General features: G+C 60.6%; 23 protein-coding genes and 2 tRNA genes. 16 read left to right on the top strand and 9 right to left on the bottom strand.

Going from position 1 to position 26,103, the window contains the following annotated elements; translation table 11 throughout:
• Nucleotides 1–11: 11 nt before the first annotated feature.
• Complete coding sequence (locus HX869_RS24580; RefSeq protein WP_003208606.1) at nucleotides 12–1,019, bottom strand: DUF481 domain-containing protein; 1,008 nt, start codon at nucleotides 1,017–1,019, stop codon at nucleotides 12–14.
• A 202-nt stretch (nucleotides 1,020–1,221) separates the two neighbouring features.
• Between HX869_RS24580 and HX869_RS24575 the strand changes: the two genes are divergently transcribed.
• From HX869_RS24575 to HX869_RS24560, 4 genes are all read left to right on the top strand, one after another.
• Nucleotides 1,222–1,536, top strand: coding sequence for an MGMT family protein (locus HX869_RS24575; protein WP_218166212.1), 315 nt, complete (start codon nucleotides 1,222–1,224; stop codon nucleotides 1,534–1,536).
• A 43-nt stretch (nucleotides 1,537–1,579) separates the two neighbouring features.
• A complete protein-coding gene (locus HX869_RS24570) occupies nucleotides 1,580–3,121 on the top strand; it encodes an AmpG family muropeptide MFS transporter (protein ID WP_008433581.1) in 1,542 nt (513 codons plus the stop codon).
• Between the two features lie 179 nt (nucleotides 3,122–3,300).
• Nucleotides 3,301–5,016, top strand: coding sequence for a proline--tRNA ligase (locus tag HX869_RS24565; protein WP_003208614.1), 1,716 nt, complete (start codon nucleotides 3,301–3,303; stop codon nucleotides 5,014–5,016).
• 20 nt (nucleotides 5,017–5,036) lie between these two features.
• A complete protein-coding gene (locus HX869_RS24560; RefSeq protein ID WP_003208616.1) occupies nucleotides 5,037–5,990 on the top strand; it encodes a hypothetical protein in 954 nt (317 codons plus the stop codon).
• 115 nt (nucleotides 5,991–6,105) lie between these two features.
• On the opposite strand, the gene dinB is transcribed toward HX869_RS24560, so the two are convergent.
• A complete protein-coding gene (dinB, locus tag HX869_RS24555; protein ID WP_003208617.1) occupies nucleotides 6,106–7,164 on the bottom strand; it encodes a DNA polymerase IV in 1,059 nt (352 codons plus the stop codon).
• Nucleotides 7,165–7,455: 291 nt separating this feature from the next.
• Between dinB and HX869_RS24550 the strand changes: the two genes are divergently transcribed.
• From HX869_RS24550 to HX869_RS24535, 4 genes are all read left to right on the top strand, one after another.
• Nucleotides 7,456–7,532: transfer RNA gene (locus HX869_RS24550), tRNA-Met, on the top strand.
• Nucleotides 7,533–7,738: 206 nt separating this feature from the next.
• Nucleotides 7,739–7,815, top strand: a tRNA-Met gene (locus HX869_RS24545).
• A 280-nt stretch (nucleotides 7,816–8,095) separates the two neighbouring features.
• Nucleotides 8,096–10,738 carry a bifunctional lysylphosphatidylglycerol flippase/synthetase MprF gene (gene mprF, locus HX869_RS24540; RefSeq protein WP_008433574.1) on the top strand — a complete coding sequence of 881 codons (2,643 nt, stop codon included), beginning with the start codon at nucleotides 8,096–8,098 and terminating at the stop codon, nucleotides 10,736–10,738.
• On the top strand, nucleotides 10,738–12,024 hold the full coding sequence (locus HX869_RS24535; RefSeq protein ID WP_177122734.1) for a virulence factor family protein: 1,287 nt from the start codon (nucleotides 10,738–10,740) through the stop codon (nucleotides 12,022–12,024). Before mprF ends, HX869_RS24535 begins: the two co-directional genes overlap by 1 nt.
• A 54-nt stretch (nucleotides 12,025–12,078) precedes the next feature.
• Here HX869_RS24535 and HX869_RS24530 read toward each other — a convergent pair whose 3' ends face one another.
• On the bottom strand, nucleotides 12,079–13,980 hold the full coding sequence (locus HX869_RS24530) for a potassium transporter Kup (RefSeq protein ID WP_010170040.1): 1,902 nt from the start codon (nucleotides 13,978–13,980) through the stop codon (nucleotides 12,079–12,081).
• 301 nt (nucleotides 13,981–14,281) lie between these two features.
• Between HX869_RS24530 and rimO the strand changes: the two genes are divergently transcribed.
• From rimO to tsaA, 5 genes are all read left to right on the top strand, one after another.
• On the top strand, nucleotides 14,282–15,622 hold the full coding sequence (gene rimO / locus HX869_RS24525) for a 30S ribosomal protein S12 methylthiotransferase RimO (protein ID WP_003208624.1): 1,341 nt from the start codon (nucleotides 14,282–14,284) through the stop codon (nucleotides 15,620–15,622).
• A 103-nt stretch (nucleotides 15,623–15,725) separates the two neighbouring features.
• Nucleotides 15,726–16,199: a GNAT family N-acetyltransferase gene (locus HX869_RS24520; protein ID WP_178903784.1), complete on the top strand. Its 474-nt coding sequence runs from the start codon at nucleotides 15,726–15,728 to the stop codon at nucleotides 16,197–16,199.
• Between the two features lie 71 nt (nucleotides 16,200–16,270).
• A complete protein-coding gene (locus HX869_RS24515) occupies nucleotides 16,271–16,981 on the top strand; it encodes an rRNA pseudouridine synthase (protein ID WP_003208627.1) in 711 nt (236 codons plus the stop codon).
• Between the two features lie 77 nt (nucleotides 16,982–17,058).
• Nucleotides 17,059–17,520, top strand: coding sequence for a DUF1456 family protein (locus tag HX869_RS24510; protein ID WP_003208629.1), 462 nt, complete (start codon nucleotides 17,059–17,061; stop codon nucleotides 17,518–17,520).
• 4 nt (nucleotides 17,521–17,524) lie between these two features.
• A complete protein-coding gene (tsaA, locus tag HX869_RS24505; protein ID WP_003208631.1) occupies nucleotides 17,525–18,220 on the top strand; it encodes a tRNA (N6-threonylcarbamoyladenosine(37)-N6)-methyltransferase TrmO in 696 nt (231 codons plus the stop codon).
• Between the two features lie 118 nt (nucleotides 18,221–18,338).
• Here the strand turns inward: tsaA and fpr are convergent, their stop codons facing one another.
• Nucleotides 18,339–19,118 carry a ferredoxin-NADP reductase gene (gene fpr / locus HX869_RS24500; protein ID WP_003189055.1) on the bottom strand — a complete coding sequence of 260 codons (780 nt, stop codon included), beginning with the start codon at nucleotides 19,116–19,118 and terminating at the stop codon, nucleotides 18,339–18,341.
• A 124-nt stretch (nucleotides 19,119–19,242) separates the two neighbouring features.
• Here fpr and HX869_RS24495 point away from each other — a divergent pair, with 124 nt between their 5' ends.
• Nucleotides 19,243–20,169 (top strand): LysR family transcriptional regulator, encoded by a 927-nt coding sequence (locus tag HX869_RS24495; protein ID WP_003208633.1) that lies wholly within the window; start codon nucleotides 19,243–19,245, stop codon nucleotides 20,167–20,169.
• Here the strand turns inward: HX869_RS24495 and HX869_RS24490 are convergent.
• From HX869_RS24490 to HX869_RS24480, 3 genes are all read right to left on the bottom strand, one after another.
• Nucleotides 20,166–20,528 (bottom strand): diacylglycerol kinase, encoded by a 363-nt coding sequence (locus tag HX869_RS24490; protein WP_003208635.1) that lies wholly within the window; start codon nucleotides 20,526–20,528, stop codon nucleotides 20,166–20,168. The two genes, HX869_RS24495 and HX869_RS24490, sit on opposite strands and share 4 nt — an antisense overlap.
• A 75-nt stretch (nucleotides 20,529–20,603) precedes the next feature.
• Nucleotides 20,604–21,254 carry a response regulator transcription factor ErdR gene (gene erdR / locus HX869_RS24485; protein WP_003208636.1) on the bottom strand — a complete coding sequence of 217 codons (651 nt, stop codon included), beginning with the start codon at nucleotides 21,252–21,254 and terminating at the stop codon, nucleotides 20,604–20,606.
• Between the two features lie 254 nt (nucleotides 21,255–21,508).
• Nucleotides 21,509–22,219 (bottom strand): tRNA-uridine aminocarboxypropyltransferase, encoded by a 711-nt coding sequence (locus tag HX869_RS24480; protein ID WP_177019277.1) that lies wholly within the window; start codon nucleotides 22,217–22,219, stop codon nucleotides 21,509–21,511.
• A gap of 205 nt (nucleotides 22,220–22,424) precedes the next feature.
• Between HX869_RS24480 and HX869_RS24475 the strand changes: the two genes are divergently transcribed.
• Nucleotides 22,425–22,865: a PA3611 family quorum-sensing-regulated virulence factor gene (locus HX869_RS24475; RefSeq protein WP_003208640.1), complete on the top strand. Its 441-nt coding sequence runs from the start codon at nucleotides 22,425–22,427 to the stop codon at nucleotides 22,863–22,865.
• Between the two features lie 375 nt (nucleotides 22,866–23,240).
• A complete protein-coding gene (locus HX869_RS24470) occupies nucleotides 23,241–24,350 on the top strand; it encodes a TIGR00730 family Rossman fold protein (RefSeq protein WP_003208643.1) in 1,110 nt (369 codons plus the stop codon).
• A 168-nt stretch (nucleotides 24,351–24,518) separates the two neighbouring features.
• Here the strand turns inward: HX869_RS24470 and recX are convergent, their stop codons facing one another.
• Together recX and recA are read right to left on the bottom strand one after the other, a co-directional pair.
• The gene (gene recX, locus HX869_RS24465) at nucleotides 24,519–24,986 is read right to left on the bottom strand and encodes a recombination regulator RecX (RefSeq protein WP_003208644.1); all 468 of its coding nucleotides are present in this window, start codon (nucleotides 24,984–24,986) and stop codon (nucleotides 24,519–24,521) included.
• Between the two features lie 8 nt (nucleotides 24,987–24,994).
• Nucleotides 24,995–26,053 carry a recombinase RecA gene (recA, locus tag HX869_RS24460; RefSeq protein ID WP_003208645.1) on the bottom strand — a complete coding sequence of 353 codons (1,059 nt, stop codon included), beginning with the start codon at nucleotides 26,051–26,053 and terminating at the stop codon, nucleotides 24,995–24,997.
• Nucleotides 26,054–26,103: the final 50 nt, after the last annotated feature.

Genomic DNA, 26,103 nt, shown 5'->3' with positions numbered 1-26,103 from the left:
CAGGCGGCTCGTTACCAGGCGACGCCGAACCCTGCGGTGTAGCGGGTCTTGCTCAACGCGCTTTCCGAGTCGCCACTAATAATGTCGCGCTCGGCCTTGAGGTTGAGGGAGGCCCACTCGGTGACTTTGTAGCGCAAGCCCATTTCCGCATCCAGGGAGTACTCGGACGGCCCGGCCAGCGGTTTGCCCACTTCGCCATTGGTGAAGAATTCAACGGTCTTGCCCACCAGGTAGCGGTTGTAGTTCCACTTCATGGCCAGCGAATAGAAGTTGTCCTTGCCGCCGTCCTGGTATTCATAGTCGGTGCGGTTGACCAGCGAACCGAGGGAGAACGCGCCCAGTTCGTCATCCCAGAATTGGTAGCCCGGGCCGGTACCCACGGTGCGCTGGCGGGACAGGTCCTCGACCTTGTCGCGCTTGTAGGTCAAGCGGCCCTGCCAGAACCAGTGTTCGGTAATAAACCGGTCCAGGTCGTACTCCAGCGCCCAGTTGTCGGTGGTGGTCACGTCGTCCTGGAATTCGCGGTTGTACTCGCCCTCGGCGGTATGGCGCCACTGGCCATGGCGGGCAGTGGTCTTGAAGTCGATGTCGTAGTCGTTGGTGTCTTTTTCCGCGCGCTTGTAGTCCAGCGCCATATCGACATTGCCCTTCCACACCAGGTCCTCGATCACCGGCTTGGGCTTGATGATCTGCTGGATGCTCGCCAGCTCGACGGTCTTGGGCGCCTCGCCGTTGGCCAGGATGACCTTGCCATCGTCGGCCGGCTGCAGGGACTTGGCCTTCTCACCGCTGTAGGCATCCTGCTTGACCAGCAATTCCTGATCGCTCTCCAGGGTCTTGACCTGCTTCCAGTCCACCGGGATCGCGCCGGCATAGTCGGTCTGGATCAGCAGCTTGCCACCGTCGAAAACCTTGATCTTGCCGGTCAGGCGGTCACCGTTCTTCAACCAGACGGTGTCGGCGAGCAACGGGGTGGAGGCGCTGAAGACAGCGAGGCACAGCAGGGTTCTGGACAACATAAGCGGATATGGGGCTCGAGTTTGACGAAAAAACGGGCATTATCGGGGTGGATAACTTCTTAGCAAGGACTGACTCGGGTATTCGTATCGAGTTCCGCTCTCAGCCCCCCATTTTGCAGAAATTTCTTACAAATAGACGGATATTTTCATCGGATATGCCACCGTGAACGAACTGACCGACGCTCCGCAAAGCCCCGCTGAAATGCGCCGCACTGTGCTGTACCTGACCCTCGCCCAAGTGCCCGAAGGCTGCGTGATCAGCTACGGGGAGCTGGCACACCTCGCCGGTTTGGGTCGCGCCGCACGTTGGGTGGGTCGCACCCTGAGCCAACTGCCCGAGGACACCAAACTGCCCTGGCATCGCGTGCTGGGTGCCGGTGGTCGGATAAGTCTGCCGGTGGGCAGTGCCTCGGGTGACGAGCAACGTGCGCGTTTGCGCGGCGAAGGCGTCAGCATCCTGAACAATCGTGTTGATATTCAGCGTCATGGCTGGCGCCCGGTAGAGCACAGCGGTTAGAGTGCGCGCTTTATTTGCGTAATTCTGAGGCAGACTCCAGCCCATGCCCCGTAAAACCTGGCGCGCCGCGCTCGCCGCCTATGCCAGCCCCTCGACGTTAGTGCTGTTGCTGCTCGGCTTTGCTGCCGGCTTGCCTTACATGTTGGTGTTCTCGACGCTCTCGGTATGGTTGCGCGAGGCCGGCGTGGCCCGCGAAACCATCGGTTATGCGAGCCTGATCGGCCTGGCCTATGCCTTCAAGTGGGTCTGGTCGCCCCTGCTCGACCAATGGCGCCTGCCACTGCTCGGCAAGCTCGGACGTCGTCGCTCCTGGCTGGTACTGTCCCAGACGCTGGTGATCCTCGGATTGATCGGCATGGGTTTCTGTGATCCGCAAAAGCATCTGTCCTGGCTGATCGCCATTGCCGTGATCGTGGCCTTCGCTTCCGCCACGCAAGACATCGCCGTAGACGCCTACCGCCTGGAAATCGCCAGCGACAGCCAGCAGGCCGCGCTTGCCGCCAGCTATATGTCCGGTTATCGCGTGGCCGCGCTGCTTGCCACCGCAGGTGCGCTGTTTTTTGCCGAAGGCTTCGGTTCCACCGGGTTCAACTACAAGCATTCGGCATGGGCCGGTACGTACGTGCTGTTTGGTGCATTGATGGTGCCTGCGCTGCTGACCACGCTGTTCATGCGCGAACCCAATGTGCCGCTGCGTACCCAATTGCAGGCCGGGCGCTACAGCTTTGCTCACCAGCTGGTCTCGGTGTTCGTGTTGATCGTGCTGCTGGTGTCGGTGCCGGCGATGTTCACCCAGCTGTACAACACTGACTTCGCCAGCGTGCTGTTCCATGGGGTCAGCCTGCTGGACCTGCTGCTGGAAGATCGCGCGTTCCTGCGGGCCATCCTCTACATCATCCTGACCACGCTGTGCCTGTCGACCATGGGCCGCCGGGGCCTGGCGCCGGTGCTCACGCCGGTCAACGATTTTATCCTGCGCTACCGCTGGCAGGCCTTCCTGCTGTTGGGGCTGATTGCCACCTACCGCATGTCGGACACGGTAATGGGCGTAATGGCCAACGTGTTCTATATCGACCAGGGCTTTACCAAGGACCAGATCGCCGGTGTCAGCAAAGTCTTCGGCCTGATCATGACCCTGCTGGGCGCCGGCATGGGTGGCCTGTTGATCGTGCGCTTCGGGATTCTGCCGATCCTGTTCATCGGCGGCATTGCATCGGCCGGCACCAACCTGCTGTTCGTGATGCTCGCCGACATGGGCCCGGACCTGCAGATGCTGATTTTCACCATTTCCCTGGACAACTTCAGTTCAGGCATGGCGACCTCGGCGTTTGTCGCGTACCTGTCGAGCCTGACCAACCTGAAGTTCTCCGCCACCCAATACGCCCTGCTCAGCTCGATCATGCTGCTGCTGCCGCGCTTGATCGGCGGGTATTCGGGGGTCATGGTCGAGAAGTTCGGTTACCACAACTTCTTCATGATCACCTGCCTGCTGGGTGTGCCGACGCTGGTCCTGATCGCCTTGCACTGGTTTCAGGAAAGCCGGCGGATTCGCTTGAATCCTCCCGAGGAAAACGAATCACTGTAGGAGCTGGCTTGCCTGCGATTGCATCACCGCGGTGTAACTGACACACCGTGTTGCCTGCATCGCAGGCATGCCAGCTCCCACAGAAGCCCTGCTCCAGCAACCAGATGCCTGTACGTCGGCAGCAAGCGCCCGTACAATCCCAAGTCATTTCAAGTCCAAGCAACCGACAACGGCCTACCATGCGCACCAGTCAATATTTGCTCGCCACACAGAAAGAAACGCCTTCCGACGCGGTCGTGATCAGCCATCAGCTGATGCTGCGCGCCGGCATGATCCGCAAACTGGCCTCGGGCCTGTACACCTGGCTGCCCATGGGCTTGAAGGTGATGCGCAAGGTCGAAGCCATCGTTCGTGAAGAAATGAACGCTGCCGGCTCTCTGGAAGTGTTGATGCCGAGCACCCAACCGGCTGAGCTGTGGCAGGAATCCGGGCGCTGGGAAGAGTACGGCCCTGAATTGCTGCGCTTCAAGGATCGTCATGGCCGGGACTTCTGCGCCGGCCCGACCCACGAAGAAGTGATCACCGACCTGATGCGCAACGAGTTGAGCAGCTACAAGCAGCTGCCCCTCAACCTGTATCAGATCCAGACCAAGTTCCGTGACGAAATCCGCCCACGCTTCGGTTTGATGCGCGGCCGCGAATTCATCATGAAGGACGCCTATTCGTTCCACGCTGACCAGGCGTCCCTGCAGGTCACCTACGACCGCATGCACACCGCCTACTGCAATGTGTTCACGCGCCTGGGCCTGAAATTCCGCCCGGTTGAAGCGGACAACGGCTCCATCGGCGGTGCCGGCTCCCACGAGTTCCACGTGCTGGCCGAGTCCGGTGAAGACGACATCGTGTTCAGCAACGGTTCCGACTACGCGGCAAACATCGAGAAAGCCGAAGCCGTGCCACGGGAAACTTCCCGCCCTGCGCCAAGCGAAGAGCTGCGCCTGGTGGACACACCCGAGACCAAGACCATCGCGGCCCTGGTGGAGAAATTCAATCTGCCGATTGAAAAGACCATCAAGACGCTGATCGTGCGCGCCGAGGAAGAAGGCAAGCTGATCGCCCTGGTAATCCGTGGCGACCACGAGCTCAACGAAATCAAGGCCGCCCAGCAGCCAGGCGTTGCCAGCCCGCTGGTCATGGCCACCGACTCAGAACTGCGTGATGCCATTGGCGCCGGCGCTGGCTCCCTCGGCCCGCTGAACCTGCCACTGCCGATCATCATCGACCGTTCGGTAGAGCTTATGAGCGACTTCGGCATCGGTGCGAACATCGATGACAAGCACTACTTCGGCGTGAACTGGGAACGCGACCTGCCGGTTCCGACCGTGGCCGACCTGCGCAACGTGGTTGCAGGCGACCCGAGCCCGGACGGCAAGGGCACCCTGGAAATCAAGCGCGGCATCGAAGTCGGGCACATCTTCCAGCTGGGCAACAAGTACAGCAAGGCGATGAAGTGCGAAGTGCTGGGCGAGAACGGCAAGCCGATCACCCTGGAAATGGGCTGCTACGGCATTGGCGTATCCCGCGTGGTTGCGGCTGCCATCGAGCAGAACAACGACGAGAAAGGCATCATCTGGAGCGACGCCCTGGCGCCATTCCAGGTTGCCCTGGTACCGCTGCGCTACGAAACCGAGCAAGTACGCGAAGCCACCGACAAACTGTATGCCGAACTCACGGCTGCCGGTTTTGAAGTGCTGCTGGATGATCGGGACAAGAAAACCAGCCCGGGCATCAAGTTCGCCGATATGGAACTGATTGGCATCCCGCACCGGATCGTGGTCAGTGACCGCGGCCTGGCCGATGGCAATCTGGAATACAAGAGCCGGACCGAAGCCGAGGCCCAACCGTTGCCGGTGGCTGACGTGCTGTCTTTCCTTCAGGCGCGTATTCGTCGCTGAAAACCAGATCAAGAGTCGTCATGTTCAAGCGAAACACCATAGCCCTGGGGGGCGCCACGTTATGTGGCGCCCTGCTGGTCAGCGGCTGCGCCAACCAAATGTCGCAACGCAGCGAGCACGAGGAACGCATCGAGCGCAAATTGCTCGATCACAGCCTGCAGATCGACGTGGGCGAGCCGAAGGTGCTGGAGCTGCCGCAACGCCGGGTGCGCATTCACGAGCAAAAGACCTTTGAGGTCACCGAGTTCGAAGTTACCCGTCGCTACGACCGCTACACGCCCTACCAGCCCTGGCGCAAACTCTATGAGATGCCCCTGGGCGCGGTCGCGCTCGTGGCGGGCGTCGGCGCCAACGTGGCGAATGTGTTTGCCCTGGGCAACCTGCCTGCCAGCATGACCCGGGATTGGCTCAGCTATGGCGTGGACGGTCTCAACCCGTTCATGAACGTGCAATCCAACGGCCGTGCGCAACAGAACCTGGCGGGTATCGATGAAGTCCAGCGCGACAAGCGCGTGGAGTATTCGAGCCTGCCCTGGAGCGAGCGCCCGGTACAGGTGACTGCCGGCAAGCAAACCCATGAGCTGACCACCGACCGCGATGGCGTGCTGCGCCTGAACCTGTTGGACAGCCCGTTTGCCGAGCAGGACCTGAACCGCATCAGCACCCTGAAGATCAGTGTTGAAGATGCCCAGGATGACGTGCACTCGGACTCATCCCTGGCCATCAGCGGCACCCTGCGGGGCAAATTGCTCGAAGCTCACGGTTTGATCTATGACGACCTGGAAGACGACGAGGTCAACGAGTGGGTGCACCGGGTCAAGCGCCTGTCGGAGCTGGGCCTGGAAGAAGAAGCCAGCGAGCTGGAACAGAGCCTGATCGAACTGACCCGCAATGATCCGGAGTTGCAGCAGGAATTCCTGCAGGCCTTGACCAAGGATGCCGGACGCCTGGTGGCGGATCCCGGAGCACGCTGAAGCCTTTAAATGTGGGAGCGGGCTTGCTCGCGAATGCGGCGTGTCAGCCAGCACATGCGTCAACTGACACACCGCATTCGCGAGCAAGCCCGCTCCCACATTTGGCTTTCGGTTTCTACCAGGGAAATTGGAGCTGCTCGTTGCCGTTGCTCAAATCCAGCAAACGCACGCCTATTCCCAGCAATCGCACCGGCTTGTCGCCGCGATTGAACGCCTGGGTCAGCAACTGCCGGTAACTCTCCAGGTCCCGCCCTGCCCCCGCCTGCTCCAGGGTCGTCTGGGTAAAGTCGTGAAACTTCACTTTGACGAACGGCTTGCCCGCCCGATAACTGCTGTCGATGCGCGCCATGCGCCCGGCCAGGGTGTCCATCAGCTCCGGCAGTTTTTCCAGGCAACTGGGCAAGTCCGGCAGGTCGACATCGTAGGTATTTTCCACGCTGATGGATTGCCGGCGGCTGTCGTTCTGCACCACACGGTCATCAATCCCACGCGCCAGGCTCCAAAGCCGCTCGCCAAAACTGCCGAACTCTCGCACCAGCGCCAACTTGTTCCACTCCCGCAGTTGCAGGCAGTCCTCGATCCCCAGCCGCGCCAGCTTGTCGGCCGTCACCTTGCCCACGCCGTGGAGCTTTTTCACCGGCAGCGCCGAGACAAAGTCTTCCACCTGGTCGGGGGTGATCACAAACAGTCCGTTGGGCTTTTTCCAGTCGCTGGCGATCTTGGCGAGAAACTTGTTCGGCGCCACGCCCGCGGAAACGGTGATGTGCAACTGGTTGGAGACCCGCCGGCGAATGTCCTGGGCAATGCGCGTGGCACTGCCGCCGAAATGCGGGCTGTCGGAGACGTCCAGGTAGGCTTCGTCCAGGGACAACGGTTCGATCAGGTCGGTGTAGTCGCGAAAGATCGTCTGGATTTCCTTTGATGCTTCTTTATAAGCATCCATGCGCGGCTTGACGATGGTCAGGTCCGGGCACAGCTTCAGGGCATGGCGGGACGACATGGCCGAACGCACACCATAGGCCCGTGCTTCATAGTTGCAGGTGGCGATCACCCCGCGACGGTCTGCCGAGCCACCGACAGCCAGGGGCTTTTGCGCCAGGGTCGGGTCGTCGCGCATCTCGATGGCGGCGTAGAAGCAATCACAGTCGACGTGGATGATTTTGCGCTGCGTCATATATAAGGCAGTGGTTCTGGGCAGAAAACGGACAGGCCGGCAGTATCTCACTCACACCTGTATATAGCACCAGTAGTTTGAATCTTCCGCTTAAGCGGTAGGAAAATTCGCAGGTGAATTCATTTTCTCAATCGAAACACACCCCCCAATAGAGCTGAAAGCCTCGGCCAGACTGGCCCCGCGACCTATCAAGGGGCCACCTTGGAGAGCTAACCGATTGAACCACAAGCGCTTTTCTTTGAATCAGCGGTTGACACACTCGCGTTCCTCTGTAGAATGCCGACACACAGACGCGGGATGGAGCAGTCTGGTAGCTCGTCGGGCTCATAACCCGAAGGTCGTCGGTTCAAATCCGGCTCCCGCAACCAAACATCAAAAAAGGCTACTCGAAAGAGTGGCCTTTTTTGTGCCTGTCTGTTTTAGCCCTCGTTTCGATTGTCTGACAAAAAACCTTTCCCAATCGCGCACTTACCGCACCCGCGTGACAATCCGACGCTAAATTGCACTTATTTGACCCATCGTTCGATTAACGGTTGACACCCCGCCGTTGCTCTGTAGAATGCCGCCACACAGACGCGGGATGGAGCAGTCTGGTAGCTCGTCGGGCTCATAACCCGAAGGTCGTCGGTTCAAATCCGGCTCCCGCAACCAAACATCAAAAAAGGCTGCTCGAAAGAGTGGCCTTTTTTGTATCTGACGAAAAAGTCCTTTTGAAACAATGGCATGGCATCTTTCATGAAACCGTACACGGTTTGTAGAGTCCATCTCATTGCAAGCTATGCTAAGTCTTCAAGCACTGTCCTTCTACGACCAATGGGCGCTGTCGCCGCACTTCGCGATACGCGTTAATATTTGTAATTATTTTGTCCATAGGGATTGGTAACTTGGCTGGATACCTCCATCCTGTCGCGCACAATCCACGAGGTGATTGATGCGCGCCAACTCGTCTGAACCACAAGACTCTGTCACAGCGACACAACCGATCACTCCCACCCGTTTGCGCTGGCTGGATCTGTTGAGCAAATACCGCCAACCCATCGGGCTGGCCGTCACCTTGTTGCTGTTCGCAATCGCCCTTATCGCCTGTCGCCACCTGTTGCTTGAACTGGATCTGTACGCGCTCCACGATTCAATCCTTGAAGTACCCAAGCCTGCACTGCTGGGTGCGTTCGGTGCTGCTGTCGCCGGCTTTATCATTTTGTTGGGCTATGAATTTTCCGGTGCCCGTTATGCCGGCGTGAAGCTGCCTGCCAAGACTCTGGCCTACGGCGGCTTTACCGCATTCGCCATCGGTAACGCGATTGGTCTGTCGATGCTCTCGGGCGGCTCGGTACGCTACCGTTTATATGCACGGTATGGCATCGGCGCTTCGGAAGTGGCACGCATGACCGTGTTTGCCAGCCTGGCCCTGGGTTGCGCCCTGCCGCCGCTCGCTGCGCTGGCCACCCTGAGCAACCTGCCTGCCGCGTCCAATGCCTTGCATCTACCCGCCAGCCTGCTCGGCGGCATCGCCGGCGCTGTGTTGCTGTTAACAGCCGCACTGTGCATCGGCATCTACCGCCGCCGTCTGCCGGAACAACCGTATCCGGACAACCTGCTGGTCAGGGCCGGGCGTCGCACCTTGCGCCTGCCGGGCCGTCGCCTGACCTTCCTGCAACTGATCATCACTGCCCTCGACGTGGCTGCGGCCGCTACCGTGCTGTATATGCTGCTGCCGGAAGCACCGCCCTTTGGCCCGTTCCTGCTGGTGTACCTGCTGGCCCTGGCCGCCGGTGTGCTCAGCCATGTACCCGGTGGCGTCGGGGTGTTCGAAGCAATCCTGCTGGCTGCCTTCGCCGACAAGCTCGGTGCCGCGCCACTGGCGGCCGCACTGCTGCTGTACCGGATGATCTATGTGGTGCTGCCGCTGTTGATCGCTTGTGTGTTCCTGCTGGTCAATGAAGCCCAGCGCCTGTTCCATACGCAACAAAGCCTGCGCGCGGCCTCGGGCCTCGCTGCGCCGATCCTGGCCGTACTGGTTTTTTTGTCAGGCGTGGTCCTGCTGTTTTCCGGCGCAACCCCGGAAATCGACTCACGCCTGGAAAACATCGGCTTCCTGATTCCTCATCGCCTGATTGACGCTTCGCACTTTGGTGCCAGCCTGATCGGCGTGCTCTGCCTTCTGTTGGCCCAGGGCCTGCGTCGACGGTTGTCCGCGGCGTGGATGCTGACCATGGTGCTGCTGCTGACCGGCGCCCTGCTCTCCCTGCTCAAGGGTTTCGACTGGGAAGAAGCCAGCCTGATGACCATGACGGCGGTGCTGCTGGCGATCTTCCGGCGCTCGTTCTACCGCGCCAGCCGCCTGACCGAACTGCCGTTCTCGCCGCTGTACCTGGTGGCCAGCGTGTGCGTACTCGGTGCGTCGATCTGGCTGCTGTTGTTCGCCTACCAGGACGTGCCCTACAGCCATCAGTTGTGGTGGCAGTTCACCCTCGACGCCAACGCCCCGCGTGGCCTGCGCTCGCTGCTGGGCGCGGCCGTGGTGCTGGTGGTGGTGTCGCTGACCTGGCTGCTGCGTACCGCGCGCCCGATCATCCACCTGCCGACACCGGATGAGCTGGAGCGCGCCACCAAGATCCTGATGAACTCCGCACAACCCGACGGCGGCCTGGCGCTGACCGGCGACAAGGCCCTGCTGTTTCACCCCAACGACGAAGCGTTCCTGATGTACGCTCGTCGCGGTCGCAGCCTGGTGGCCTTGTACGATCCGATTGGCCCGACCCTGCAACGGGCCGAGATGATCTGGCAGTTCCGCGACCTGTGCGACATTCACCACGCCCGCCCGGTGTTCTACCAGGTGCGCGCGGAGAACCTGCCGTACTACATGGACATCGGCCTCACCGCGATCAAACTGGGTGAAGAAGCCCGGGTCGACCTCAAACGCTTTGACCTGGAAGCCAAGGGCAAAGAGATGAAGGACCTGCGCTACACCTGGAACCGCGGGACCCGTGATGGCTTGTCCCTGGAGATCCACGAACCCGGCCAGGCCCCGATGGAGGAGTTGAAAGTCATCTCCGACGCATGGCTGACCGGCAAGAACGTGCGGGAAAAAGGCTTTTCCCTTGGACGATTCAGCGACGACTACCTCAAGCACTTTCGTATTGCGATCATTCGCTTCGAAGGGCGCCCGGTAGCGTTTGCGAACCTGCTTGAGACCTACAGCCACGACCTGGCCAGTCTCGACCTGATGCGTGCGCACCCGGACGCGCCGAAACTGACCATGGAATTCATGATGGTCGGCCTGATTCAACATTATAAGAACCATGGCTACGCCCGCTTCAGCCTCGGCATGGTGCCGTTGTCGGGCCTGCAACCACGACGTGGCGCCCCGCTGACCCAACGCCTGGGCTCGATGGTGTTCCGCCGTGGCGAGCAACTGTATAACTTCCAAGGCTTGCGCCGCTTCAAAGACAAGTTCCAGCCTGACTGGGAACCCCGTTATATGGCCGTGCCCGCAGGACTTGATCCGCTGGTGGCACTGGCCGACACCGCCGCCCTGATTGCGGGCGGCTTGACTGGATTGGTGAAACGCTGATGATTCGACGCTCCTGGCGGTATGTATTGGCATTTTTGGTGGTACTGGCACTGATCCTCGGTGGCGGCTACTGGTACTGGAACCGCCCTGCACCGCAACCGACTCTGGAACAACTGCCCCAGGCCGATGGCACGGTCCTGACCCGCGTCACCCCGGGTACCGCGCCCAAGGCCCGCGTGGCCGTGGCCGTGCTGGCCGACGAAATCCTGACCGACAGCCAACTGATCGCCCTGAGCCAGGGCGGCGCAGCGCAGATCGTCCAGGTGATCCTGCCCAAGGACGACTGCAAGCTGCAGGAACAGGCCCTGCAAACCGCCCTCGGCCAGCTCGCCGGCCCGGCGACACTGGTCAGCGGCATCGGCCCTGGCGCAGCCCTGGCCTGGCGCTGGCTGGCCGCACAGAACGACGACAAGGCCAATGCCATCTCCGTCGGCTTCGCGCTGGCGCAGCCAGGCTGCAACGACCCGCTGCCGAAGACTTCGGCCCACGGTAGCTGGCTGGTGGCCTGGAACGATAACCCTGACGATGATGCTGCCAGTTTCGTACGCGACACGCCGCGTGCTACCACCAGCATCAGCGACTACGACGTTCACTACCCGCAAGTGCTGAACAACGAGTTGCGCAAGCAACTGGTGGGCTCGGACAACGGCGGCCTGGCGATCCCGGTGGTCGAAGTGCCGGCTGGGCAGGCCAAGGACACCGTCACCCTGTTCCTCTCCGGTGACGGCGGCTGGCGTGACCTGGACCGCGACGTGGCCGGTGAAATGGCCAAGATCGGCTACCCGGTGGTGGGCATCGATACCCTGCGCTACTACTGGCAGCACAAGACCCCGGAACAAAGCGCCAAGGACCTCGCCGAGCTGATGCAGCACTACCGGCAGAAATGGGGCACCAAGCGCTTCGTGCTGACCGGCTACTCGTTCGGCGCCGATGTGCTGCCGGCCATCTACAACCGCCTGCCGGAAAACGAGCAGCAGCGTGTAGACGCGATCATCCTGCTGGCCTTCGCCCGCACCGGCAGCTTCGAGATCGAAGTGGAAGGCTGGCTGGGCAACGCCGGCAAGGAAGCTGCGACCGGCCCGGAAATGGCCAAGCTGCCGGCCGACAAGGTGGTGTGCATCTACGGTGCCGAAGAAGTCGACGAGAGTGGCTGCACCGACAAGACCGCTGTCGGCGAAGCCGTGAAGCTGCCTGGCGGCCATCACTTCGACGAGAACTACCCGGCGCTGGCCAAGCGTCTGGTAGACATCATCGAGAAGCGCCAGGGCAAGACCCCGGCCGAATAAGCGCCCACAAAAAAGCCCCCGCTGCCGCAAGGCACCGGGGGCTTTTTGTTGGGCTTACATTTCTACTTGAGTGCCGAGCTCGATCACCCGGTTAACCGGCAACTTGAAGAAGCGCAGGTTGCCGTTGGCGTTCTTCAGCATGAACGCGAACAACCCTTCGCGCCAACGCGCCATGCCCTTGATGCGGGACGCGATCACGGTTTCGCGACTGAGGAAGTAGGTGGTGCGCATCGGGCTGAAGTCCAGGTCATCCAGATGGCACAGCTTCAGCGCTTCGGGCACGTCCGGCTCGTCGGTAAAGCCGAAGTGCAGGATCACCCGGAAGAAGCCTTCGCCGTAGGCATCCACCTCGAAGCGGCGTGCGACCGGCACCCGCGGAATGTCTTCATAGACCACCGTCAACAGCACCACCTGCTCGTGCAGTACCTGGTTATGCAGCAGGTTGTGCAACAGCGCATGAGGCACGGCGTCTGGCCGCGCCGTCAGGAACACCGCGGTGCCCTGCACGCGATGAGGCGGTTGTACACGGATACTGCTGATAAAGATCGGCAACGGCAGGCCGCCCTCGTCGAGACGGTCCACCAGCAATTGCTTGCCGCGCTTCCACGTGGTCATGAGCACGAACAGCACAATCCCCGCGAGTACCGGGAAGGCGCCGCCCTGGACGATCTTCGGCACGTTGGCCGCGAAGTACAGGCCGTCCACCAGCAGGCAGCAGACCAATACCGGCACCGCCAATATCGGTGGCCATTTCCACAGCAGCAGCATCACTGCCGACACCAGGATAGTGGTCATCAGCATCGTGCCGGTCACCGCCACGCCGTAGGCCGAGGCCAGTGCGTTGGAGGACTCAAAGCCCAGCACCAACAGGATCACGCCGACCATCAGCGACCAGTTCACCGCACCGATGTAGATCTGGCCCTGCTCGGCACTGGAGGTGTGCTGGATATGCATGCGCGGGATGTAACCGAGCTGGATGGCCTGGCGTGTCAGGGAGAACGCGCCGGAGATGACGGCCTGGGACGCGATCACTGTGGCCAGCGTGGACAACACCACCAGCGGGATCAGTGCCCAGCTCGGCGCCAGCAGGTAGAACGGGTTTCGCGCGGCCTCAGGATCGCCGAGCAACAAGGCGCCCTGGCCGAAATAATTCAGCACCAGCGCCGGCAACACCAGCATGAACCAGGCGCGGGCAATGGGTTTGCGGCCGAAGTGGCCCATGTCGGCGTACAGCGCCTCGGCACCGGTCAACGCCAGCACTACGGCACCGAGGATGGCCACGCCAATGCCCGGGTGAGCCTCGAAGAAACGCACGCCCCACATCGGGTTCATGGCGTTGAGTACTTCCGGATGCTGGGTGATGCCGTAGGCGCCGAGGCCGCCCAGCACCAGGAACCAGGTCACCATCACCGGCCCGAACAACTTGCCGATGCGGTCGGTACCGTGTTTCTGAATCAGGAACAGGGCCACCAGCACAATCAGGGCGATCGGCACCACCCATTTTTCGAGGCCATCGAAGGCCAGTTCCAGACCTTCCACCGCCGATAACACGGAAATCGCCGGGGTAATCATGCTGTCGCCGTAGAACAGCGCCGCGCCGCACAAGCCACAGACCACCAGGAAACTGCGCAGCCGCTTGCGCTCACCCGCCGCTCGTCGCGCCAACGCGGTCAAGGCCATGATGCCGCCTTCGCCCTGGTTATCGGCGCGTAACACGAACAGCATGTACTTGATCGAGACCACCCAGATCAGCGACCAGAAGATCAGCGCCAGGATCCCCAGCACACCGTCATGGTTGACCTGAACCCCATAACCACCGGTAAACACCTCTTTAAGGGTGTAGAGCGGGCTGGTGCCGATATCGCCGTAAACCACCCCCACTGCCGCCACCAGCATGCCGATCGGCTTTGCGTTGGACTGCTCGGCACCTGCTGCCTGACTACTTGCCTGACCCATCAACCACTCCTGCCCTTTGACCTGCGGTCTTTTATAAACAGCGCGCCTGCTGCGGGCGCCTATGCTGTCCACAGCATGCGCTGTTTTACTTCTCGTTACAGACGATTTATTGACCGAGGAAATTCACTCAGGTGCAACGGCGCGAAGCATAGCGCAGCACTCGTCGTATTTCCCTGCATAAAGCTGGTCAAGAGCGATTCCCGTCGCTAGAATTGCGCACTTTTTGATCAGAGGCACACCAAGTGCCCATCCGCCACCTTTCGTGCACGACGGGCGGCGTCATTCAATACCGAGGTTAGACATGTCCACCACCATCGCAAAAGCCAACCCCAAGGTCGGCTTTGTATCCCTGGGTTGCCCAAAGGCTCTGGTCGACTCCGAACGCATCCTTACGCAACTGCGCATGGAAGGCTATGACGTCGTGTCCACCTACCAGGACGCGGACGTGGTGGTGGTCAACACCTGCGGCTTCATCGACTCAGCCAAGGCCGAGTCCCTGGAAGTGATCGGCGAAGCCATCAAGGAAAACGGCAAGGTGATCGTCACCGGCTGCATGGGCGTGGAAGAAGGCGCCATCCGCAACGTGCACCCAAGCGTGCTGGCCGTGACCGGCCCGCAGCAGTACGAGCAAGTGGTCAACGCCGTGCACGACGTAGTGCCGCCGCGCCAGGACCACAACCCGCTGATCGACCTGGTGCCGCCGCAGGGCATCAAGCTGACGCCGCGCCACTACGCCTACCTGAAGATTTCCGAAGGCTGCAACCACAGCTGCAGCTTCTGCATCATCCCGTCGATGCGCGGCAAACTGGTGAGCCGCCCGGTGGGCGACGTACTGGACGAGGCCCAGCGCCTGGTGAAATCCGGCGTGAAAGAGCTGCTGGTGATCTCCCAGGACACCAGCGCCTACGGCGTCGACGTCAAATACCGCACTGGCTTCTGGAACGGCGCGCCGGTGAAAACCCGCATGACCGAACTCTGCGAAGCCCTGAGCAGCCTCGGCGTATGGGTACGCCTGCACTACGTTTACCCGTACCCGCACGTTGACGAGTTGATCCCGCTGATGGCCGCCGGCAAGATCCTGCCGTACCTGGACATCCCGTTCCAGCACGCCAGCCCGAAAATCCTCAAGGCCATGAAACGCCCGGCCTTCGAAGACAAGACCCTGGCGCGCATCAAGAACTGGCGCGAGATCTGCCCGGACCTGATCATCCGCTCCACCTTCATCGTCGGCTTCCCCGGCGAAACCGAAGAAGACTTCCAGTACCTGCTGGACTGGCTGACCGAGGCCCAGTTGGACCGCGTCGGCTGCTTCCAGTACTCGCCGGTGGAAGGTGCTCCGGCCAACCTGCTGGACGCTGCCATCGTGCCGGACGACGTCAAGCAGGACCGTTGGGAGCGCTTCATGGCGCACCAGCAGGCCATCAGCTCGGCGCGCCTGCAACTGCGCATCGGCCGTGAGATCGAAGTACTGATCGACGAAGTCGACGAGCAAGGCGCTGTAGGCCGCTGCTTCTTCGATGCACCGGAAATCGACGGTAACGTGTTTATCGACGATGCCAGCGGCCTGAAGCCGGGCGACAAGGTCTGGTGCACCGTGACCGACGCCGACGAGTACGACCTGTGGGCTGAAAAACGCGCATAAGGTGTAAAGAATTGAAAAAGCCCTGCCTCTGGACAAGATGCGGGGCTTTTTTAGGTCTATCGTTTTGCCCATCGGCGCCAATCATCGGCAAGGGGCAGCGGGCATGCGTCAGCATTCGGTTATCCATACACCCAAATCCAGCGACTATCAGGAACTGACCCGCATCTGGGAGGCTTCGGTGCGGGCCACCCATGACTTCCTGCCGGACAGTTACATCGAGTTGCTGAAAAACCTGGTGCTGACCCGCTACCTCGACGCGGTGATGCTGATCTGCACCAAGGACTCGCGCCAGCGCATCACCGGGTTTGCCGGGGTGGCCGCGGGCAAGGTCGAGATGCTGTTTATCGACCCCGAGCACCGTGGCCAGGGCCTGGGCCGGCAATTGCTGCGCTATGCCATCGAGTCGATGAATGCCGATCAACTGGACGTCAACGAACAGAACCCGCAGGCCCTGGGCTTTTACTTCAAGCAGGGCTTTGACGTGATCGGACGCACGGACCATGACGGCATGGGCCAGCCTTATCCGTTGCTGCACATGCGTTTGCGCCAGGCCCAGCCACAGGCGCGTCGCGGCTAAATGAAATGGAGCCGGGATTAACCGGCGCCACACAGGTACAATAGCCGCCCCCTTTTGTTTCGGCCCTTGTCATGACTGAACCCCTACGCCTCTCCAAACGCCTCATCGAACTGGTCGGTTGCTCCCGTCGGGAGGCTGAGCTGTTCATCGAAGGCGGCTGGGTCACGGTGGACGGCGAAGTGATCGACGAGCCGCAGTTCAAGGTCACCACCCAGAAGGTCGAGCTTGACCCTGAGGCCAAGGCCACAGCGCCGGAGCCGGTGACCATCCTGTTCCACGCCCCCGCCGGCGTGGATGCCGAGACAGCCATGGCGTCGATCAACGCCGAGACCCTGTCGGAAGAACACCGCTTCAGCAAGCGCCCGCTCAAGGGCCACTTCCTGCGCCTGACCGCCAGCAGTGACCTGCAAGCCAAGGCCAGCGGCCTGCTGGTGTTTACCCAGGACTGGAAGATTTTGCGCAAGCTGACCGCTGACGCGAACAAGATCGAACAGGAATACGTGGTGGAGGTGTCCGGCGACATGGTCGCCCACGGCCTGAACCGCCTCAACCATGGCCTGACCTACAAAGGTAAGGAATTGCCGGCGGTGAAAGCCAGCTGGCAGAACGAGAACCGCCTGCGCTTTGCGCTGAAAAACCCGCAACCGGGTGTGATTGCCTTGTTCTGCGAAGCCGTCGGCCTGAAAGTCGTCGCCATTCGACGCATCCGCATTGGCGGAGTCTCCATCGGCAAAGTGCCGGTAGGCCAATGGCGCTATCTGTCCGGCAAAGAAAAGTTCTAAGACTTTTTTCGCCGCCGAATCTCTCGATACCGCCTGCCTGGGCGGTGTCCACAGTTGAATGACCAGGATTGCCCACCATGATTCACAACGACGTACTGCGCAGCGTGCGCTACATGCTCGACATCAGCGACAACAAGATGGTCGAGATCATCAAGCTCGGCGGCATGGAAGTCACCAAGGACGACCTGCTGACCTACCTCAAGAAAGACGAGGAAGAAGGCTTCGTGTTCTGCCCGGACGAAGTCATGGCGCATTTCCTCGATGGCCTGGTGATCTTCAAGCGCGGCAAGGACGAGAGCCGTCCACCGCAGCCGATCGAACTGCCGGTGACCAACAACATCGTCCTGAAGAAACTGCGCGTGGCCTTCGAACTGAAGGAAGACGACATGCACGCAATCCTCAAGGCCTCCGAGTTCCCGGTGTCCAAGCCTGAGCTGAGCGCACTGTTCCGCAAGTTCGGCCACACCAACTACCGCACCTGTGGTGACCAGCTGTTGCGCAACTTCCTCAAGGGCTTGACCCTGCGCGTTCGCGCCTAAACCCGTGAACTACAGCGTCTCGCCCATCGGCTTTGTCCGCTCCTGCTTCAAGGAGAAGTTCGCCATCCCGCGCCAGCCACAACTGGCGCCTGCCGCCCGGGGCGTGCTGGAGTTGGTGGCGCCATTCGACCAGGGTGAGGCGGTGCAGGGTTTGGAACAGGTCAGCCATGTGTGGCTGCTGTTCCTGTTCCACCAGGCGCTGGAAGACAAGCCCCGCCTGAAAGTGCGCCCGCCGCGCCTGGGTGGCAACACGTCCATGGGCGTGTTCGCCACCCGCGCGACGCACCGGCCCAACGGCATCGGCCAGTCAGTGGTCAAGCTGGACAAGGTGGAAGATGGGCGCCTGTGGATATCCGGGATCGACCTGCTGGATGGCACACCGATTCTCGACATCAAGCCGTACGTGCCGTACGCAGACATAGTTGACACTGCGACCAACAGCATCGCCAGCGCTGCGCCACAGCTGATTCCCGTGCAGTGGCTGAAGACTGCGCTGCAACAGGCAGAAGGCCACGCTCAGCGCCTTGGCGAGCCATTGGTGGCGTTGATCGAGCAGTGCCTGGCGCAGGATCCGCGGCCGGCGTACCAGACGCCGGGGCCGGAGCGGGAATACGGGGCGCAGTTCTGGGATGTTGATGTGCGCTGGCACTATCCCGAAGCCGGGATGATTTGTGTGCTGGAAGTCGTGTCGGCCGGGTAAACCGGAAACAAATGTGGGAGCGGGCTTGCTCGCGAAAGCGGTGGATCAGTCAATATATCTGGTGACTGTTACACCGCTTTCGCGAGCAAGCCCGCTCCCACATTTTTTTGCGTCGCGCTTATTTCTCGACGAACGCACGCTCGATCAGGTAGTCGCCCGGCTCACGCATACGCGGGGAAACCTTCAAACCGAAGCTGTTGAGCACTTCGCTGGTTTCATCCAGCATGCTTGGGCTGCCGCACAGCATGGCGCGGTCGTCTTCAGGATTGATCGGCGGCAGGCCGATGTCACTGAACAGCTTGCCACTGCGCATCAGGTCGGTCAGGCGGCCCTCGTTTTCGAACGGCTCGCGGGTCACGGTCGGGTAGTAGATCAACTTGTCACGCAGGGCCTCGCCGAAGAACTCGTTCTGCGGCAGGTGCTCGGTGATGAATTCGCGGTAGGCGACTTCGTTGACGTAACGCACGCCGTGGCACAGGATCACTTTTTCGAAACGCTCGTAGGTTTCCGGGTCCTGGATCACGCTCATGAACGGCGCCAGGCCAGTGCCGGTGCTGAGCAGGTACAGGTGCTTGCCCGGCTTCAAATCGTCAAGCACCAGGGTGCCCGTCGGTTTTTTGCTGATGATGATCTCGTCGCCTTCCTTCAAGTGCTGCAATTGGGAAGTCAGCGGGCCATCAGGCACCTTGATGCTGAAGAACTCCAGATGCTCTTCCCAGTTCGGGCTGGCAATCGAGTAAGCGCGCATGAGCGGGCGGCCGTTGGGCTGTTGCAGGCCGATCATCACGAACTGACCGTTCTCGAAGCGCAGGCCCGGATCGCGGGTGCACTTGAAGCTGAACAGAGTGTCGTTCCAGTGATGAACACTGAGGACACGCTCGTGGTTCATGTTGCTCATGTACGGGGGACTCCTGGAAATGGGTCTGCGCCAAATGATGGATGCGCAATTGCACAGCATTCTAATGGCGGCGACAATATCTGTTAACTGGATTATTAAGATAAGGGTTATCGGTTATATCGATATGCGATTTACTCTACGTCAACTGCAAGTCTTCGTCGCCGTCGCCCAGCAGGAAAGCGTCTCGCGCGCTGCTGGCCTTCTGGCCTTATCTCAATCCGCCGCCAGCACGTCGATTACCGAGCTGGAGCGTCAATCCAGCTGCCAGTTGTTCGACCGCGCGGGCAAACGCCTGAGCCTCAACGCCCTCGGTCACCAGCTATTGCCCCAGGCGGTGGCACTGCTGGACCAGGCCAAGGAGATCGAGGACCTGCTCAACGGCAAGTCGGGCTTCGGCTCCCTGGCGGTCGGGGCCACGCTGACCATCGGCAACTACCTGGCCACGCTGCTGATCGGCAGCTTCATGCAGCAGCATCCCGAGAGCCAGGTGAAGCTGCACGTGCAGAACACTGCGCATATCGTGCATCAGGTGGCGCACTACGAAATTGATCTGGGTCTAATCGAAGGCGACTGCAGCCACCCGGACATCGAGGTGCAAACCTGGGTGGAAGATGAACTGGTGGTGTTCTGCGCACCCCAGCATCACTTGGCCAAGCGCGGCCAGGCGACCATGGAAGAGCTGACCCATGAAGCGTGGATCCTGCGGGAACAAGGCTCTGGAACACGCCTGACCTTTGACCAGGCCATGCGGCATCACCGCAGCGCGCTGAATATCCGCCTGGAGCTGGAACACACCGAGGCAATCAAACGCGCGGTGGAATCAGGCTTGGGGATTGGCTGCATTTCCCGGCTGGCGCTGCGCGACGCCTTCCGGCGTGGCAGCCTGGTACCGGTGGAAACCCCGGACCTGGACCTGGCCCGGCAGTTCTACTTCATCTGGCACAAGCAGAAGTACCAGACCTCGGCGATGCGCGAATTCCTCGAGCTGTGCCGGTCGTTCACCGCCGGGGTGCAGCGCAGCGACGAGATCGTACTGCCGACCATTGCCTAGATCAGGATCACGGCCCACACCAGGGTAATCATGGTCAGCGCTACGAACTGCGCGGCGCTGCCCATGTCCTTGGCATTTTTCGACAAGGGGTGCAGGTCCAGGGAAATCCGGTCGATCGCCGCTTCGACGGCGGAGTTGAGCAACTCGACGATCAATGCCAGCAGGCACACGGCGATCAGCAGCGCCCGCTCTACCCGGCTGACGTTAAGGAAGAAACTCAGCGGGATCAGGATGACATTGAGCAACACCAGCTGACGAAACGCCGCCTCGCCGGTGAAAGCCGCACGCAGGCCATCCAGGGAATATCCGCCTGCGTTGAAAATACGTTTGATACCGGTTTGACCCTTGAAAGGCGACATAGAGTAGGCAACTGAGCAAAAAGGTGTGGGGAAACTAGAGCAAGCAAAGTCAAAAAAACGTGAATGAACAGCGTCTTAATGCTGCGAAATTGACTCAAGTTGTTGCAAGAGCAGCGCCGCCTGGGTTCGCGTACGTACGCCGAGCTTGCGGAAGATCGCCGTGACGTGAGCCTTGATGGTCGCTTCCGACACGCTCAGCTCGTAGGCAATCTGTTTGTTCAATAGACCTTCGCAGACCATGGTCAATACGCGGAACTGCTGGGGCGTGAGGCTGGCCAGGCCATCACGCGCGGCCTTGGCTTCGTCGGAGACGTTGATCTCTTCAAAGGCCTGCGGCGGCCAGGAGACATCGCCATCCAGCACCGTGCGCACGGCTTTCTGGATGTCTTCCATGGAGCTGGACTTGGGAATGAAACCACTGGCACCGAACTCCTTGGAGCGCACCACCACCGACGCCTCTTCCTGGGCCGACACCATCACCACCGGTATCTGCGGGTATTGCCCACGCAGCAGCACCAGCCCGGAAAAACCGTAGGCACCCGGCATGTTCAGGTCCAGCAGGACCAGGTCCCAGTCGGACTTTTCGGTAAGGCGGGTTTCCAGCTCGGCAATGCTGGCGACTTCGACGAGGCGTACATCCGGCCCCAGGCCCAACGTGACCGCCTGGTGCAGCGCACTGCGAAACAGCGGGTGGTCATCGGCAATCAGGATTTCGTATGTGGCCATTTATTAAATGATCCTGTTTTTTAGGGCGGCACTGATGGGTTCAGTGCTCGCCAACGCGCAAGGTGGCTGCCAGGCCAGCAGTCACCAAAGGGCGCGCTCAACGTCAAAAAGCGACGTATCCAATCTGTGACAGCGCCCCAATCGGCGCCAAGCATGCCCAGCGTAGCCTGGGTGGTCAAGCGCTACGCCCGTGGCTATTTTAGCGGGCTGCGCGTTTGCGCGGCCATCATGCAAAGGTCGGCTGGCAATGACACCTATAGATAAGGTGCAAGGCGAGTATGGACGACATCGGCCGGGTCCAGCGCCAGTTGAAACTTGGCGGCCAGGTAGTGAGTGCTGAATACGTCCAGATAGGCATCCAGGACTTCACTGGCTGCGGCATCTTCAGCCAGCTCCAGGCACAGCGCGGCGACTTCGGCGGTGCAGAAGTGGTCATCACGCTTGGAGCGACGCAGCTTGTAGCGCGACAGTTGCTCGGGCGCCAGGCTCAGCACCGGCAAGTGCTCCAGGTACGGGCTCTTGCGGAACATCTTGCGCGCCTCGCTCCAGGTGCCGTCCAGCAAAATGAACAGCGGGCGCTTGCCCTCCTCCAGCTTGACCTGATGGACCACCCGCTCCGGGGCCACGAATTCCCCGGGAAAGACGATGTATGGCTGCCATTGCGGGTCGGCCAGCAAGGTCAGCAACTCCGGCTCAACCTCAGTGCGCGACCAGGGGAACGCGGTCGTGTCGTTGATCACATCGGCAATCAGCCAGCCGGTGTTGCTGGGTTTCATCGGCTCTACGTCGTGCATCAGCAGGCACATGCCGGATCTGGCCTGGACCTTGGGCCGCCAGGCGCACAGGCAGTACTCGGGAATCACCCGGCAGCCGGGGCAGCGTTCGGCCCGCGAGCCTCGCGCTACAAACGGTTTTACGGCACGGGCCAGGCGCTGCGTGCGCAAACGGGAGACGGCATGGCTCATCGGGTGCGCCGCAGGGAAGTGGAAATCGACACGGATAGAACTCGGAAGGCAAAAGTTACCGCAGTTTACCAGAGCCGCCCCCGGCCACCTGCACTTCCCGGCAATAGGCTGGCCCTAGGGGCAAGCGGTCACCTATAATCCCGCGCCACTGAACGCACAGCGCAGTGGCTGGTCTATGCACCAGTAACCGAATCAGGAGAGTTTCATGCTGCGTCTTATGCCACGCCTTGTAGTTCCGTCCGTCGCCCTCGCGCTGGTGTTGCCTCTGGGTGCCCAAGCGGCCTCGTTGCTGGAGGCTCAACTGAACAGGAAGCTGCAAAGCGTCGCAGAGGAAACCAACAAAGAACTGCCACGGGAAATTGACGAAAAGACCCTGGAAGTTGCCTACACCGTTGAAGGCTTGCAGCTGATTGACCATTTGAGCGTACTGCCCGACCGCGCCGAGCAAATGCGCGCCAACCCCAAGGCTGTGTACTTCCAGCTCGGCCAAAGTGTGTGCCTGAACAAGGGTTACCGCGAGCTGATGGCCAAGGGCGCGATCATGCGCTATGAAATCACCGAGAACAAAACCAACCGCCCGGTAGCTTCGGTGAAGTTCCAGGAAGCAGATTGCCCGGCACCGGCTGCCGCGAAGAAGAAAAAGTAAGTGACACCTCCTGTCGCGCGCCGCTGACCAGCGGCGCGCAATATCCCCCTCTGCACTCTCCGCCATTGTCCGCTCGCGGCAGCGTCTAAACTCCCTCAGAAGTGATCAATAAGCGGTTGCCAGCCAAGACTTTATAGGCTCATGATCAATTCATCCTGAACGCCTGGAACATCGGGTTTTCACACCGTCCTGTAACATTTTCAGGGCAAAAGAGGGTTGCCCTCCTGAGCGTGCAATGCAAAGGTTTTTAATCATAAGGAATATACAGAACCGGTTTCGCCCACCTCGTTAATCAGAGGCAACGACACATGCAGTGTCGTGGTCCCGACGAATTTCTCGCCGGCACCCAGGGTTCTGTGAAGAAGGAGAAGTTGAATGCCTTACGAACCGAATGAACTCCTGATCCGTCAATTTGAAGAAAACGGCACCGACCTCACGCAGCAGGTCGACGCGCAACTCCATTTGATTGCGCCCAACAGCCCGAATATTCCCCTTTATCGCGACATGATCTTCACCGTGTTGCGCATGGCCCAGGACGACCGCAGCCGCTGGAATGCCAAGATCACCTTGCAGGCGATACGGGAACTGGACCACGCCTTCCGCGTGCTCGAACAGTTCAAGGGGCGGCGCAAAGTCACGGTGTTCGGCTCGGCGCGCACGCCGGTGGAAAGCCCGTTGTACGCACTGGCCCGGGAGGTGGGCGCGGTCCTGGCCCGTTCGGATCTGATGGTGATCACCGGCGGTGGCGGCGGCATCATGGCGGCGGCCCATGAGGGTGCCGGCCTGGAGCACAGCCTGGGGTTCAACATCACCCTGCCCTTTGAACAGCACGCCAACCCGACCATCGATGGCACCGAGAACCTGCTGTCCTTCCACTTCTTCTTTACCCGCAAGCTGTTCTTCGTCAAGGAAGCCGACGCCTTGATCCTGTGCCCGGGCGGTTTCGGTACCCTGGATGAAGCGCTGGAGGTGCTGACCCTGATCCAGACCGGCAAAAGCCCGCTGGTACCGGTGGTACTGCTGGATGCACCAGGCGGTAGCTTCTGGCAAGGCGCACTGGACTTTATCCGCAGCCAGCTTGAGGCCAATCGCTACATCCTGCCCACCGACCTCAAGCTGGTCCGCCTGGTGTACAGCGCCGAAGAGGCGGTGGACGAAATCAACCAGTTCTACGCCAACTTCCACTCCACCCGCTGGCTGAAGCGCCAGTTTGTGATTCGCATGAATCATCCGTTGAGTGACCGCGCACTGGCCCACCTGCAGGAGGCGTTCGCCAGCCTTCGCCTCAGTGGCGACTTCCAACAAATCGCGTACACCGGCGAAGAGCATGACGAGCCAAGCTTCAGCCATCTGACGCGGCTGGTGTTCAACTTCAACGGGCGTGATCAGGGACGGTTGCGGGAATTGGTGGATTACATCAACTTGCCGGAAAACTGGGCCCAGGCTCAGGGGAAAACGCAGCAGCGGGTGACGGAGACGGCGTGACCTGACACTGAAACGAAAAAAGGCCCGCTATTTTCATAGCGGGCCTTTTGGGTTGTGTCAGGTAGAACGATGCGCAGGTTGGGGCTGCTGCGCAGCCCAGCGGGAGCAAGCTCCCTCGCCACACCAAGCCCCGTAGTGATCAGAGCAACCATTTACCAGGCGCAGCCTTCAGTCATCCATATCCCGACCGCTCAACAGGCGACTGATCATCTCCATCGAAAACCCGCGATAACTCAGGAAGCGACCTTGCTTAGCCCGCTCACGCGCATCAATAGGCAGATGACCGGCAAACTTGCGCCGCCAGGTTTCTTCCAGTTGTGCCTGCCAACTGATGCCGCACTCACGCAACGCGAGTTCGATATCAGCACGCTGCAAGCCACGCTGGCTCAGCTCTTCACGAATTCGTGCAGGGCCATAGCCGGATCGGGCTCGGTAGGAGACGAAACTTTCGAGGTAACGGGACTCCGACAGCAGCCCTTCTTCCGTCAAACGGTCAAGGGCTGCGTCGATCATCTCGGGATCTGCGCCACGCTGACGCAGCTTACGCGTCAGCTCGACTCGACCATGCTCGCGCCGTGCGAGCAGGTCCATTGCAGTGCGCCTTACGGCGACGGGTGTATCCAGGACAACGCTCATCGTTTGCTTCAGATGTCAGTGTCGACTTCTTCTACTTCTTCAACCGGCTCGCGGTTGGCGGCAGCCTTGACGTCAGGTGCCGGGGTCAGCAACTTGTCGCGGATCTGCTTCTCGAGCGTAGCGGCAACATCCGGGTTATCCGCAAGGAACTTGGCCGAGTTGGCCTTGCCCTGGCCGATCTTGCTGCCGTTGTAGGCATACCAGGCACCGGATTTCTCGACGAAACCGTGCAGCACGCCCAGGTCGATCATCTCGCCGTTCAGGTAGATACCCTTGCCGTAGAGAATCTGGAACTCGGCCTGACGGAACGGCGGGGCCACCTTGTTCTTCACGACTTTAACGCGGGTTTCGCTACCGACAACCTCGTCACCTTCCTTCACCGCGCCAGTACGACGGATGTCCAGACGGACCGAAGCGTAGAACTTCAGCGCGTTACCACCGGTGGTGGTTTCCGGGCTGCCGAACATCACGCCGATCTTCATCCGGATCTGGTTGATGAAGATCACCAGGCAGTTGGCGTTCTTGATGTTACCGGTGATTTTACGCAGGGCCTGGGACATCAAGCGGGCTTGAAGGCCCACGTGCATGTCGCCCATTTCGCCTTCGATTTCAGCCTTGGGTACCAGGGCTGCCACGGAGTCGACCACGATCACGTCGATGGCGTTGGAGCGCACCAGCATGTCGGTGATTTCCAGCGCTTGCTCACCGGTGTCCGGTTGCGAAACCAGCAGGTCGTCAACGTTGACGCCCAGCTTGCCGGCGTATTCAGGATCCAGGGCGTGCTCGGCATCGACGAACGCACAGGTGGCGCCCATTTTTTGTGCCTGGGCAATCACCGACAGGGTCAGGGTGGTTTTACCGGAAGATTCAGGACCGTAGATCTCAACGATACGGCCTTTTGGCAGGCCGCCAATGCCGAGCGCGATGTCCAGACCCAGAGAGCCAGTGGAGATAGCCGGGATCGCCTGACGGTCGTGATCGCCCATACGCATTACGGCACCCTTGCCGAATTGACGTTCGATCTGACCCAGGGCCGCAGCCAAGGCTTTCTTCTTGTTGTCGTCCATTAAAGTCCTCACGTAATCAATAAGGCCTGGCGGCCAACACCTGTATAAGT

Origin of the sequence: Pseudomonas sp. P7779, assembly GCF_013386315.1 — a bacterium.
GTDB lineage: Bacteria > Pseudomonadota > Gammaproteobacteria > Pseudomonadales > Pseudomonadaceae > Aquipseudomonas.
The sequence above is the reverse complement of the archived record's forward strand: the minus strand, read 5'-3'. Positions and strand labels throughout refer to the sequence as shown.